The organism is Mycobacterium shunyiense, from assembly GCF_058270075.1.
The window spans coordinates 414,576-428,827 of sequence record NZ_JBZDPU010000014.1; the positions used below are offsets into that span (position 1 = coordinate 414,576).

Annotated in this window: 10 protein-coding genes; 8 read left to right on the top strand and 2 right to left on the bottom strand. The window is 63.3% G+C overall.

What is annotated here, in order from left to right; translation table 11 throughout:
* The first annotated feature begins 125 nt into the window (after positions 1 to 125).
* The 6 genes from AC4ELH_RS12995 (at position 126) to AC4ELH_RS13020 (ending at position 10,357) form a co-directional block, all read left to right on the top strand.
* The gene (locus AC4ELH_RS12995) at positions 126 to 3,200 is read left to right on the top strand and encodes a replicative DNA helicase (RefSeq protein ID WP_448444511.1); all 3,075 of its coding nucleotides are present in this window, start codon (positions 126 to 128) and stop codon (positions 3,198 to 3,200) included.
* A 137-nt stretch (positions 3,201 to 3,337) separates the two neighbouring features.
* Positions 3,338 to 4,063 (top strand): TnsA-like heteromeric transposase endonuclease subunit, encoded by a 726-nt coding sequence (locus AC4ELH_RS13000; protein ID WP_321181086.1) that lies wholly within the window; start codon positions 3,338 to 3,340, stop codon positions 4,061 to 4,063.
* A 10-nt stretch (positions 4,064 to 4,073) separates the two neighbouring features.
* Entirely contained in the window at positions 4,074 to 6,245 is a 2,172-nt protein-coding gene (locus tag AC4ELH_RS13005) for a TnsB C-terminal domain-containing protein (RefSeq protein WP_498884781.1), read from the top strand.
* Entirely contained in the window at positions 6,242 to 7,369 is a 1,128-nt protein-coding gene (locus AC4ELH_RS13010) for an AAA family ATPase (RefSeq protein ID WP_498884783.1), read from the top strand. Before AC4ELH_RS13005 ends, AC4ELH_RS13010 begins: the two co-directional genes overlap by 4 nt.
* Entirely contained in the window at positions 7,366 to 9,981 is a 2,616-nt protein-coding gene (locus tag AC4ELH_RS13015) for a TniQ family protein (protein WP_498884784.1), read from the top strand. Before AC4ELH_RS13010 ends, AC4ELH_RS13015 begins: the two co-directional genes overlap by 4 nt.
* Before the next feature lie 115 nt (positions 9,982 to 10,096).
* Positions 10,097 to 10,357 carry a helix-turn-helix domain-containing protein gene (locus tag AC4ELH_RS13020; protein ID WP_498884786.1) on the top strand — a complete coding sequence of 87 codons (261 nt, stop codon included), beginning with the start codon at positions 10,097 to 10,099 and terminating at the stop codon, positions 10,355 to 10,357.
* Positions 10,358 to 10,637: 280 nt separating this feature from the next.
* Here the strand turns inward: AC4ELH_RS13020 and AC4ELH_RS13025 are convergent, their stop codons facing one another.
* Entirely contained in the window at positions 10,638 to 11,471 is an 834-nt protein-coding gene (locus AC4ELH_RS13025; protein WP_498884788.1) for a hypothetical protein, read from the bottom strand.
* A gap of 149 nt (positions 11,472 to 11,620) precedes the next feature.
* On the opposite strand from AC4ELH_RS13025, the gene AC4ELH_RS13030 reads away from it, so the two are divergent.
* Both AC4ELH_RS13030 and AC4ELH_RS13035 read left to right on the top strand, forming a co-directional pair.
* A complete protein-coding gene (locus AC4ELH_RS13030) occupies positions 11,621 to 13,015 on the top strand; it encodes an AAA family ATPase (protein ID WP_498884790.1) in 1,395 nt (464 codons plus the stop codon).
* Entirely contained in the window at positions 13,012 to 13,605 is a 594-nt protein-coding gene (locus AC4ELH_RS13035; RefSeq protein ID WP_498884791.1) for a hypothetical protein, read from the top strand. The genes AC4ELH_RS13030 and AC4ELH_RS13035 overlap by 4 nt, the downstream gene beginning before the upstream one ends.
* On the opposite strand, the gene AC4ELH_RS13040 is transcribed toward AC4ELH_RS13035, so the two are convergent.
* Entirely contained in the window at positions 13,602 to 14,015 is a 414-nt protein-coding gene (locus AC4ELH_RS13040) for a hypothetical protein (protein WP_498884793.1), read from the bottom strand. The genes AC4ELH_RS13035 and AC4ELH_RS13040 overlap by 4 nt on opposite strands.
* Between the last annotated feature and the right edge of the window lie 237 nt (positions 14,016 to 14,252).

Consider the following 14,252-nt stretch of genomic DNA (forward strand, 5'->3'; position numbering starts at 1 on the left):
TCTACCGTGATGCGTCGCGGCGCCGTCACGAAGCTTTGTCGCCGACGTGTTTTACAGTTGCAGTACCGATTCGAATAAACGTTCGAGCTTGTCTGAGGCGGGTCTCGGAAGGGGGTGGGGAGTCCGTGGCGGTGGTGGACGACCTGGGGCATCCGGATTCGGAGATGGATGGCCCTCCGCCTGGGGAGGACTTCGGCCGGCAGCCGCCGCAGGACATGGCGGCCGAGCAGGCGGTCCTGGGCGGCATGCTGTTGAGCAAGGACGCGATCGCGGACGTCCTCGAGCGTTTGCGTCCTGGCGACTTCTACCGCCCGGCACACCAGAACGTCTACGACGCGATCCTGGACCTCTACGGCCGGGGTGAGCCCGCCGACGCGGTCACCGTGGCGGCCGAGCTGGACCGGCGTAGTCTGCTGCGCCGCATCGGCGGGGCGCCGTATCTGCACACGCTGATCTCCACCGTGCCCACTGCGGCCAATGCGGGTTTCTACGCCGGCATCGTGGCCGAGAAGGCCCTGCTGCGCCGGTTGGTGGAGGCCGGCACCCGGGTGGTCCAGTACGGCTATGCCGGGGCCGACGGCGCCGATGTCACGGATGTCGTCGACCGGGCCCAGGCCGAGATCTACGACGTGACCGAGCGACGCGCCTCGGAGGACTTCGTCGCGCTCGAAGACCTACTGCAGCCCACGATGGACGAGATCGACGCCATCGCTTCGCAGGGCGGTATCTCGCGTGGTGTGCCCACCGGGTTCACCGAATTCGACGAGATCACCAACGGCCTGCACCCCGGGCAGATGATCATCATCGCGGCGAGACCTGGCGTGGGGAAGGCACTCGCACTCGATACCCCGCTCCCGACACCGAACGGTTGGACCACGATGGGTGACGTCGCCGTGGGCGACCATCTCATTGGTGCCGACGGTGAGCCCACGCGAGTTGTGGCGGCCACCGAGGTCATGCTTGACCGACCGTGTTTCGAGGTCGAATTCTCCGACGGCACAGTGATCGTCGCCGATGCCCAGCACCAATGGCCGACGGGCGACGGCATTCGCACCACCACTCGGCTGCGCCCGGGCCTGCACACCATTGCTGCGCCCACCTCGGGTGGGGGAGCGGCGGTGCTGACGCCGGTCTGCCAGGTGGCGGCGGTGCGGCGGCTACCCAGCGTGCCGGTCCGGTGTGTCGAGGTCGACAATGCTGCGCATCTGTACCTGGCGGGTCCGGCCATGGTGCCGACGCACAACTCCACCCTCGGCCTGGATTTCATGCGGTCGTGCTCGATCAAGCACCGGATGGCCAGCGTCATCTTCTCGCTGGAAATGAGCAAGTCCGAGATCGTGATGCGACTGCTCTCGGCCGAGGCGAAAATCAAACTGGCCGATATGCGTTCGGGCCGGATGAGCGATGACGACTGGACCAAGCTGGCCCGTCGGATGAGTGAGATCAGCGAGGCGCCGCTCTACATCGACGACTCGCCGAACCTGACCATGATGGAGATCCGGGCCAAGGGGCGACGGCTCGCGCAGAAGGCGGATCTGAAGCTCGTGGTCGTCGACTACATGCAGCTGATGAGCTCGGGCAAGAAGTACGAGTCACGCCAGCAGGAAGTGTCGGACTTTTCCCGAAGCCTCAAACTGATGGCCAAGGAACTCGAAGTGCCGGTGATCGCGATCAGCCAGCTCAACCGTGGTCCCGAGCAACGTACCGACAAGCGTCCCCAGGTCTCTGATCTTCGTGAGTCGGGCTGCCTGACGGCGAACACGCGAATTCTGCGCGCCGACAACGGTGCTGAGGTTACCTTCGGTGAGCTGATGGCGACCGATGAGCGCCCGTTGGTGTGGTCGCTCGACGAGCACAAGCGCATGGTCGCCCGCCCGATGACCAACGTGTTCTACAGCGGGCACAAGGAAGTCTTTAAGGTCCGGCTGGCATCGGGGCGTGAGGTCGAGGCCACCGCCAACCACCCCTTCCACACACTGGACGGTTGGGTTCCATTGGGAGAGTTGACCGTTGGTTCCCGGGTGGCGGCTCCGCGGTTAGTGCCCGAACCGGTGCATACCGAACGGATGGCGGAGTCGGAGATCGTGATGCTGGCGCACATGATCGGCGACGGCTCATGCGTGAAGCGTCAGCCGATCCGCTACGCCAGCATCGATGAGGAGAATCTGACCGCCGTGACGACGGCGGCGACCCATTTCGGAATCTCCGCCGTACGTGACGAGTACGCGGCGGCCCGGGTGACGACCCTGCGTATGCCGGCGCCGTACCGGCTCACCCACGGTAAGCGCAATCCGATCGCAGCCTGGCTGGACGGTTTGGGGCTGTTCGGGAAGCGAAGCTACGAGAAGTTCGTGCCCAAGCTGGTTTTCGCGCTGCCCAATGATCAGGTGGCGTTGTTCCTCCACCACCTGTGGGCGACGGATGGATCGGTGCGGTGGGACGCCAAGGTCAACCAGGGCCGGATCTACTACGCCACCACCAGCCGACAGTTGGCCGACGATGTGATGCAGTTGCTGCTGCGGGTCGGGGTGTCCGCGCGGATCAAGCGGGCCAAGAAGACCGGGTACCGGGACTGCTGGCACGTGCTGATCTATGGTGTGGAGAACCAGCGACGGTTCCTGTCCGATGTCGGCGTGCACGGTGGGCGTGGTGTGCTGGCGCGTGATGTGTTGAGCCACCTGACGGCTATCAGCTGCAATACCAATCTCGACACCGTGCCCAAAGAGGTGTGGGAGCAAGTGAAGTCGGCTCTGACCCGTGACGGCATGACACACCGCCAGTTCGCGGCGGCGATGGGCACCCAGTTCTGTGGTTCGACAATGTGGAAGCACTCGCCGAGTCGGGAACGGTTGCGTAAGGCCGCGAACCTGCTCAACAACCAGACTCTGCGCGACCTCGCTACCAACGACGTGTTCTGGGACGAGATTGTGGAGATCACCAGCATTGGCGAACAGGACGTCTACGACGGAACGGTCAGCGGGACGCACAATTTCGTCGCTAATTTAGTTAGCCTACATAATTCGTTGGAGCAAGATGCGGACATGGTCCTGCTGCTGCACCGCCCCGATGCGATCGACCGGGAAGATCCGCGCGGCGGTGAAGCCGACATCATCCTGGGCAAGCACCGTAACGGACCTACCGCGAATATCACTGTGGCGCACCAGCTTCACTTCTCGCGGTTCACGAATATGGCGCGTTAGCCGAATGCTTTGTAGGTTCTCAAATTTGACTGCACTTTCTCACGACTGACTGCACCACTGCTGCACTTGTGCAGAAAGACTGAGACACGCCGTCTGGAATCCGCATAGCGGCATTTCGGAGATGCGATGGTGGCGGCATGCCGGAAGCGGGCGCACCGCCACTCCCGAATATCTCTGTGCGCTCAAGGGACTCCTTGACGGAGGCCTGCATCGAATGGGATCGCGCTCCTCTTGAATTGATCAGCAATGCCGCGCCTTGGCGGACGTTCCGCTGGCGCCACGGTCAGAAGCACTATTCGGGTACTTACTGGTCGGCGACCGAGCGGGCGCATGTCATCTACGAATCTCGCCTGGAGCTCGCGCGGCTGCTGTTCGCGGATTTTGAACCCGCGATTACTCGAATCATTGCGCAGCCGTTTCTGATTCGCGCCGTCATCGATAAGCGTGTGCGCAAGCACGTGCCGGACTACTTGCTGTTGACCGACGATGGGCCGGTAGTCGTTGATGTGAAGCCCCGCTCTCAGCTAGATGAGCCCAAAGTCCATTTCACACTCGACTGGACGAGGACACTCGTCGAACGGCGTGGATGGCGCTACGAGGTATGGAGTGAACCTCCGGCGACCGAGCTCGAGACCGTCCGCTTTCTGGCGGGATTCCGCAATGCTGAGCGTTTCGACCCGGAACTCATCAACGCGCTGAAGGCCCGCGACGATCTTAAAGGCCGAACGTTGGCTCACGCGTTCTGCGAGTACCGCAATTGGACAGAGCCCATTGTGCGTTCCGCCGTTCTTCATTTGTTGTGGTGCAACCACTTTGCAGTGAGAGTCGACCAACCCCTCAGCCCCCGAACTGTCCTCAGGTAAGGAGCCCGCCATGAGCGATGGCCTCGTTCGAGTCAGTGTTGGCACCCGATTCATTCACGATGGCGAACTCATGCAGGTCGTGGAGATGCAGACCGCCGCGACCGGAACGGTGGTTGTTCTTGGAGCTGCCTCAGGCGGGAGCACAGCTGTTATCCGGGTGGCATTGCGTGAGCTACTTGACGGTGGTCGAGCGCGACTGCTGCCTGACGACAGCGGCCCGCAGGCTGACGATGATGTGGACCTCGCCGGTGTCCTCTTCGCAGCGATGTCGGACTTCGAACGGAATGAGCTCAACGAGCGCGCGGCTCATGTGCGAGAAGTGTTGACGGGATATCGATCTGGATCTGCCGAACTTCCCGCGAAAGATGAACCACGGGTTCAGTACGACCCTGGCATGTCGCTCACCAGCCGCTACACCGCTAAGGCGGCTGAACTCGACGTTAGCCTGAGGACGATCAAGCAGTGGGTGGCCGACTTCCGCCGATACGGCGTGGCCGGGTTGGCACGAAAGCAGTCCAACCGCCAAAAGCACCTTGGCAACGTCGACGACGTCTGGGGTGAAACAGCTCTTGAAGTAATGGTCGAGCACACGGACCAATCGAGGCCATCCCAGAGCATGGTGATCAGCCGAACCAACGCGAGGGTCATCGCGCGCTTTGGCGAAGGAGCCGTCAAGATCCCTTCGCGGGCGACTGCGTACCGAATTCTCGCGGAGCTGGAGAACCGGCACCCCACCTTTCGGCACAGCACGAAACGTAACCGCGACATTGCGGACAGACCTTCTGAGGCGCACGGCAAGCTGCGACCCACGAGGCCCGGCGAGTACCTCCTGATGGACACCACCAGGTTGGACGTTTTCGCATTGGACCCGCTCACCTTGCGATGGGTTCAGGCTGAACTCACGGTGGGGATGGATTGGTACACGCGGTGCATCACAGGGATTCGGGTCACCCCGGTGTCGACCAAGTCCGTGGACGCGGCAGCAGTTCTGTATCAGGCGTACAGGCCACGACCCGCAGGGACCGATTGGCCGGCTCAAGCGGTGTGGCCGGAGCACGGTATCCCACGAACCGTGCTGTTGGACACTGAGGCGATCGAGGGCTCGATCCGCTGTGTGGCCGGTCCGGCGATAGTGCCCGAGACCATCGTCGTCGACCACGGCAAAATCTACGTCTCCGAGCATCTGACGAGTGTGTGCCAGCGGATGGGTGTCTCGATTCAGCCCGCCAGGTTGCGGACCGGTCGCGACAAGGGACCCGTCGAACGATTCTTTCGCACGCTCCGCGAATCTCTACTCCAGGTCTTACCAGGCTACAAGGGCCCCGACGTCCACTCCCGCGGAGTCGATCCAGAATCAGAAGCGTTCTTCTACCTCGACGAACTCGAAGCAATTATCCGAGAGTGGGTTGCAACGTTCTACCACCACGATCCGCACGAGAGTCTGCGTGATCCTTACGCGTCGGGACTGCTCATGTCTCCAGCAGAGATGTTCGAGCATGGCATGGCTCGGGCCGGGTATATCGAGGCACCCCGCGACCCCGATTTGGCATACGAGTTCCTGAACATGCAGTGGCGGACCATCCAGCACTACGGTGTCGATCTCGGGCGCCGATACAACGGCTCTGCGCTCAATCCCTACCGCAATGTCACCAGTTCATACACTGGAAAAGCTAAGGGGCGCTGGCCTATCCACTACAGCCCCGACGACATCACCCGCGCCTACTTCCGAGATCCCGAGACGCGACAATGGCACACATTGACGTGGGAGCACGCGCCGTCCATGGACATGCCTCTTAGCGAAGATGCGATGACGTTTGCCCGGAAACTGGCTGCCGCCAAGTACACCTATCCTGATGACCGGCTGGCCATAGCCGACCTCTTCGAACGTTGGAACCTTGGCCTCGGTGACACGCTCGCCGAGCGGCGTATGGCCCTGCGTCTATCCCGTGATGCCGTCCTGCTTGACGAACTTCCTTCGAACAATGACGTTGCCGCCTTGCCGTCGGTGGCACGGGTCCTTGCCGCCACCGAACATCCTGAAGAAGCCCAGAGCGAGAGAGTTGAAGAGCCCGACCCCGAAACCGGTGATGATGATCTGGACGAGGACGTAGACGAACTCCATGCCGAAGACTTCGACCAGGATCTGGATGACTTCTACGCAGACGCTCTGGAGGACGCGTGACGGCGAAACAGACGCAGCCACCCAAGGAATCTGAAGCCCGCCTGGACAATCTCACACTCTCCCGAAAAGAGGGCTGGCTTCGTTTCGTCAATACACCTGCTCGCATCACGCCGGAACCGTTGACCCGCAGAGAACTTGAGCAACTTGGTGAAGAGGCCTTCGACGACTACAACCGACAACGGCGCGAATGGCACGCCAACCTCGGCCCAATCAACACCCCACAAATGGCGGCTCTGCACGAGGACCTCTGGGACATCGTCGACAGCAACGTCCAGGACGGTGACAAGGCCAAGGGCGCCGTAGCCATCGACGCATTTCCGGGCCTGGGCAAGACCACCACGGTGCTGGATTTCGCCAAGAAGTTTCACAAGCGCGAGATCAAGGAGCAAGGTAGCGAGACCGCAGGTGGCAACGAACGTTGGCCCGTGAGCCGAGTGGGGCTGACCGGGAACACGGGGATGGTGGAATTCAACCGTGCCATGCTGTCATTCTTCGCTCACCCGGGAATGTCCAAGGGCAACGCCGCCCACTTTGCACACCGAGCACTCGACTGTGTGCTGGCGTGCGAAACGAAGCTACTGATTGTCGACGACCTGCACTTTCTGCGCTGGCGAAACACCGCGGGAGTCGAGATCAGCAACCACTTCAAGTACATCGCCAATGAGTTTCCCGTCACCTTGGTCTTCGTCGGAGTCGGTCTCGCCGCGCGAGGACTCTTCTCTGAGGGGCACTCGTACGAGGATGCCGTGATAGCTCAAACGGGCAGACGTACAACAAAACTCGATGTCCAGCCGTTTGTGACCACGACCGATAAGGGCCGTCGTGAGTGGCGCCAGCTCCTTCTCGCGCTGGAGAAGCGGATCGTGCTGGCTGACAAACGACCCGGAATGCTGGCAGATGACCTATCGGACTACCTCTTCGCCCGCAGCACGGGGCACATCGGCTCGCTGATGACGCTGATCAACCGCGGCTGTCAACGGGCCGTGCGCACCGGAGCCGAGTATCTGTCGCGCGAGCTGATGGATTTGGTCAAGAATGACGCTGCCTCGGAGAAGGCCCGTCAGGAACTGGAGGTGGCCTTCGAATCACGTCGCCTGACCACCAGGATCGGCAAGGCCGGATGAGTTCGGTGCGGACGCTGCCGATCCGTGTCGCGCCAGTTTCCGGCGAGGCACTGGATTCGTGGCTTGAAGCGGTCGCCCACCGCACCAACACCATGCACGCCGACCTGCTCTCCGCAGTGGGACTGAAGGCGAAAAAAGGAATGGGCATCAGCACCTGGATGGTCCAGCCTTCCGCCAGCGAAATCGAGTCGCTCAGCGTCGCTACCTCCCTGCGTGCCGATCTCCTCGAATCAATGGCATTGCAGCACTACTCGGAGAGGGCGTTGCGCATCAGCCCCGACGGAAAGACCCTGAGTCGAACCTTCCCCTGGGGGCGAGGTAGGGGATCACGCTTCTGCCCGAAGTGCCTCGAAGAAACTGGCGGACGATGGCAACTCAGCTGGCGCCTCGGCTGGGCTTTCGCCTGCACCATGCACAACTGCCTGCTGGCGGACGCATGTCCGGAATGCGGGGTGGTCCAGCGGCTCCGAACCCACATAGGCGACGTCGTGCCCCAGCCCGGTCGTTGTGCACACCCCGCCCGCGATGCGGTCGGACGGGCACCCGAGCGATGCGGAGCCGATCTGACAACAGTGTCAACGGTGACCTTTGACGCCGCCCACCCGGTCGTCCGCGCCCAAAAGACCATCAACGCTGTGATCGAGAGCGAGACAGCGGCGTTCGGGGTCTATCGGCTCCATCCGCAGCCGCGTATCAACGTTCTGTCGGACATTCGCGCCGTCGCCGGCCGGATACTCGCCTACGCCACCACCGAGGATCTGCAAGCCACCATCACACCGGACCTACTGGTCGCACACCAATCGATGGACGAGCGTCCGTCGCGACGCTACGCACCCGCTCAAAATGATGCCAAGCCCGGACTGGCGGCTCCGGCCCGTGCCGCCACGGCTGCGGTAGGGGCAGTGGGCGCGATGGATGTGCTGAACCGCAACGATGTCTCTGCGGCCGGTGACTCGCTGCGATGGCTGATCATTTCATCGCGGGAGCGGGGATCCGCGGTCTCGGCAACAAACATCGCTTGGGGCAAGAACACGACCCCGGTGTTGAGCGCCGTCCAGTTGGCAGCACTCGGGCCACTCCTGAAGCCGAGCGATCAGCTACGCCATCGCGTCGGCACCGCATTGCCCAACCGGCCGACGGCGGACAAGCGCGGCGCAGAGGTGCTGGCCCAGGGCCTACCGACCATGCTCTGGCCCGCGTGCTCGCTTCGGATGGCCATCACTGACAGCCATCAACGTCATCTGCGACCGGCGCTCTCCAGTGCTCTGCTGCTGGTCAACAGCAGGGTCAATCTCGACGAAGCTGCAACGATGATCGACAGTCCCCTCGACGGCCACGCGGTATCCCGCGTGCTGCAACTCCTGGAGGAGCAGGCTCAGTGGGACGGACTTCGCCTTGCCTTGATCCGGATGGCGGACTATCTCGCCGATTGCCGCATCCCCATCGACTACCGTCGGCGGCGCCAGCTCGACTACTCCATGCTGCTGCCCGACAAAGTGTGGACGCAGATCTGCCGCGACACGGGTACTCCGGGGGTTCGTTCGATCCGAGCCAGGATCGCGCGATGCTTGTTGTTCGAGCGTCTCAGCGGACTTCCTGCGAGTGCTTCGTCAGCATTCCCCGATAGCAATGCATTTCGCACCCAAGTCGCCGACTTCCCCCGCTACCTGACGACTGAACTCGACCAAGCCCTCGACATGCACGCACAGGAGTTTCTCGCTGACCAAGGTGTCTCAGGCGAACCGTCTATGTGGGAACCCCCAGCAGCAGTACTCGATGGACTGGACCTACCGGGAGACGACCCCGGCATAGTGAGGATTGAAGAACTCCACAACGCCGTCACGATCGACGGAATCAAGCTGGGCGCCACCGCGAAGCGCCTGAACATCAGCCTTGACACGGTGCGTTATCTGCTGGAGACCCACCCCCCAGCTCCGCAGGTGCGATCCATGACGACTCCGTACAACCGGGCGTACGTCACCGCGAAGGCAGCTCTTCCACGAGAACGACTGCTCGAACTCTACGAACGTCAACGCATGTCCTTACGCGATATCGCCGAATCCGTCGGAGTCAGTCGTCAAGTCGTCGGCCGGATCGCCCGCGACTACGACCTGGCACTCCGCGAACCCGGCCTGAAAGCTCGCACCGTCATCGAACGCGGCTGGCTGCACGACCAATACGTCAACAAGCGCCGGACACTGCCCGATCTCGCGAGGGAAACCGGCATGAGTACCGCGAACATGGCTCGATGGGCGAAAACTCACGGAATCCCGCTGCGTGCTCGCGGTGGCCCCAGCCATAGTTCGGCCTTGGGCGCCGCAGACGATGCCGCGAACGCGCCAGAACTGCTGGGGCCAGCGCTGGCTGGCGTAGGTGGGCGAGAGCGCCTCGAACGATTTGTCGCGGCATCTCGCTTCAGCACGCTCACCGCCGCCGCGGAGAAGTTGGGCATTCACCAGTTCACATTGGTCAACCAGATCAACCGCATAGAATGCGAACTAGCCACGAAGTTGTTCATCCGTGCCGAGCGCGGGCGACCCATGCAACTAACTGACGACGGCGAGCGCGTCGTGGATGCCGTTCGAGCATACAAATCTCGAGGCCGGAAGTAGCGTTTGCAGATTCACTTCAACAGCCCTACGTGGGAGAGCTGGAGCGCACCGTTTCCAACGCGAATGCACTACTAGTAGGGCAGACTAAGGACGCGCCGCGTAGCAGCTTGAATGCGTGCCCACTCGTCCAAGTCAAGACGACCCCAAGAGGGTCGCCGCTTGGCACAGACGGCGACGCCAGGTAGGAATGCGTATTCAGCAGCTCAGAATTGAGCGTGGACTGACACAGGAGCAGCTCGCGCTGCTATCAGGAGTTTCACGGAATGTGCTGATGGATATCGAGCACGGTCGCCGAGGCATTCTGCATGAACGGCTCTTCGATATCGCACTGGCTGTCGGCGTCAGTGCTTCTGAGCTCTTGGAGGGGATTCGCTAACTTCCGAGGGATGATCGTTGGCAGAGTATTGCAGCGGAGCGAAACTAGCCGATGCGAATACCCCTAAATGCACCACTAGTGCAGCCTTAGCGATACACTTCTGCCGTCTGCCAAGACAGCGCTCTGCGGGGCGTACCCGTTGGTAGTGCCAGCTACCAACGGGTCTTGTCTTCGGGCGCTTCCAGGGTCATGAGCCGGCCGGTCCCGAGTCGGATCCGTCATCGTTACGGGCCAAGGCCGGTATGGAGTTGCGAATTCGTAGTCGCAGCAATCGTGGAACTCAGTCAAATCGCGGTGATTTCAGGCGTGTTCCGCATCGAGGGCACCACCTGGCAGTACACCCGATGACTCCGCTGATCGAGTCGAGCCTGTCCAGATAGTGTGTGCATCCGGCGCGAGCCAGGTGGTCGCGGATGGTGGTGATGATGAACCGGGCGCGCTCGGCGGGGGTGGTTCCGTAGCCGCCGGTGTAGATCGTGCCTGAAGCGATGATGTCTCCGCGCTCCAGGTTGAGCTGTCGGTAGCGGGTGGTGCCGTCGTCGTTCTGACCGTCGACGATCCGCATGGATTCCCCAGTGGGACGAACGTCGATTTCGAGGTCCCAGTCGCCGCCGCGTTCACGGAAGTGGAAGCGGTGTCCATCAATGGTGCCGCGCCACTGTTCGGGTGCCCAGCCGCCGTGACTATCGACCACGACACCCTGTTGTTGCCTAAGCCAGGCCTGCAGCTCATCTTCGGCGGCCTCGGCGGCGGCGTGGACTTCGGCTCCTTCTGGGGATCGCCAGTAATCGTCGATGTCGCTGAGCAGCTTGCGAACTGAGTCGCTCCGATTCTTGTGCGTGCGGGTGCAATTGCAGCCGAAGCCGAAGTCGTGGAGTTCGCTGCTGGGCAGTTGCGGGTGACAGGAGCAGCGGCACAGTTCACCGGTCTCGATGTCGGTCCACTCGGTCAACGCAGCCAACACCGCGTCCGCCACGTCTACGGAATTTGCGATGCCCCGCTCATGAAGCATCTCCGCCAGATAGGCGACGTAGCGGACACGCGCCTGCGCGCGGACACGCTCACTGCGCTCCAGGTACTCCGCCGCAGTCAGCGGAAACCGTTCGTCGGTCACGGGACGTCAGGATGACACCACCGCCGTCTCCGTGTCGCGCGAATTCCGTGGCGCGCCGCGAGCATGACGGAGGAAAAGTTCTTGCCAGTTCGGCCGCGGGATGAGACCCTGTACGACTTTGCTCCATCCCGCCGACCCCACCTGAAGCGATGACTCTCAGCGAAAATGCAACAGCCACAACGCCGCCCGACGTCCCAACGGGACGCGGGGCTCGTCGCCGGCCGATCACCGATGTCGGCGCGTACCTCAACGAGTTGCCCGAGGACGCCCGTGCGGTGCTGCGGGCACTCGGGGAACTGCTGGTCGGGGTGACGGCGCGGCCGGTGGGGGCGGAATCGGCGGACCGGTTCACCGCCTGCTGCCTCGACGTCGCCGACACCGGGCTGCTCGTCGACGAGGACCGCGAGCTCAATCCGGTGTCGCGGTTGACCACCGCGGTCGCGCTGGCCGAATGGATCACCGCCCACGCCGATGTGGTCGAGATCGGACCCGGCGAGCGGGCGCAGCCCCCGAAGTGGACCCAGACCGAGATCGGCGACCGTACCTACCGCCACCCACAATGCCTGCGAGTGCACTTCCCCGCCGGCACCCTGCTCCCCGACACCGGGTGTGTGATCGGCATCGAGACACGGCAGACGTCGATGCGCTTCCCGGAGGTCAGCGCGTTCTGTACCCCCGAGCATCAGGACGCGGTGCGTGCGGTGCTGGACCGGTTGGCTGAGCGCGCCAACGAGCTCAACCCCTACCGCGGACGGGCCCTGCGCGCCAGCTACAGCCACGGCCTGCACCTGACGGTTACTGCCCTGCCCACCACCGCGACCCGCGACACCGTCATCGTCGATGAGCAGGTGTGGCGCGAGATCGACCTCGGCCTGACCGCCGTACGCGACCGCCACGACCTGCTCAACACCCACGGCCTCGGTGCCCGCCGCGGAGTGCTGCTCTGCGGGCCACCGGGCACCGGCAAATCCGCGGTCTCGGCAGTGATCGCCGCCGACGTCGTCGGCGAGTTCACCGTGATCTACGTCGACGACAAAGCCGGTGAACACCTCCTGAGTGCCGTCGTCGAGGAGGCTCAGCGTCTCGGCGGCCCGATCCTGCTGATCCTCGAAGACGTCGACCTGTGGTGCCGCGACCGCAACACCGACGGTGGCGGACTCTCGGAACTGTTGCAGGCCATGGACATCGCCGCCGACGCCCGCATCCTCACCCTGGCCTCCACCAACGACCCGGCCGCCCTGGACAGGGCCGCGATCCGCACCGGCCGCTTCGACGCCATCGTCGACATCGGCTACCCCACCCGCGCCGACGCCGCCCGAATCCTGGCTGCCCTGCTGACCGGATTGCCCGGCGCCGACGCCGTCGACACGGACGCGGTGGCCGCCGCGCTTCCGGAGCACACCAGCGGCAGCGACCTGCGCGAGATCGTCCGCCGCGCGGTCCTGGCCGCCGACGACACCGGCCTCGTCACCACCGCGGCGCCGCTGGCGGAGGTGGGCAGCGGCGGCTACCGCGCCACCCCCACCGAGGGGATGTCCCTGTGACCATCGACGACGACGATGACGACGGCATCCCGGAGCTGACCGAGGCGGAGAAGATCCTCTCGCAGGCCGTCGAATCCGACATCACCGCCATGAGCAAGGCGCTCAACAACCTCACCGCCACACCCGAGGACGTCGACGTGACCGGCCGCCTCACGGCCCTGGACGTCGAACCCCATAGGCGCCTCAATGCCCTGCGCATCCCACCCGACGCCGGAGAGCACGCGGCCGCGATCGAGGCCATCCTGCGACGCATCCCGGACGGGTGGGGGCGCTATCTGAGCGTCGACGGCGGCTGGTATCCCCTCGTGATCGCCACCGACAGACAACTCACAGGACTCGACCCCCACTACCGGGTACTGCAGATCAAGGAGAAGTTCGGCACCCTGCGTTACTACTGTCAGGCAAGCGGCGACGATCCCGATCCGGAGCTACTCGACGCCATGGACGCCGTCATCGACAACGCCGAACGCGCCTCCACCCTCATCTGCGAACGCTGCGGAGCGCCCGGCATCCTGCACCGCAGCCACCGCATCCGCATCAAAACCCTCTGCGCCACCTGCGCCGAACACCTCGTCTACACACCGGCCTAGCGACTGGACACGGGCTCAGCTGTCGGCGGCGTCCCCATCGGCCTGGGCATCGAGGAGCAGATAGCCGGTCGAACCGGCGGGAGGGCCGAAGAACTCTGCGCGATCCGGGTGATGGATTCGATACGCGACGATCGACGGAAGTGCTCGTAGTCCAGTGGCCTCGCGGGGTCGTCGTAGTACACCAACGACGTGGAACCGACTCGCGGCCACCGTCCCACTCGGGTGATGAGCATGCGCTGGCTGTCCATCGCGAATCTCCCGGACTTACCGTCTTGGCCGGCGATACGCATGTAGGTCATCGTGTCGAGATCCCACTCGTGACGACTGCCCTGGGATACGACGAGCCAGACCCCGGTCATGCCCGGCTGGAGCTCGTCGACGTCGACCCGCTCCTTGGAAAAGTCTGTCATGACTAGCTACTGTCACATCTGCGGCCGACAGGCTTTAGGTGCTAGTCAGTCGCGGTGCCTGCACACGTCGGCTCACCTAGTTGGTTTGCGGAGGTGCGAGCGATGGACCTTCGGGCCCAGATGGCGAAGTCCGGCATTGGCCCTCTGCAAGTAGATTCATTGCAGGTGACGGGGTTGGCGTCGCCTGATCCCAATTGTGCGTGGCGGTCAGATGTGTCGGGGTCGCCGTCTACATTG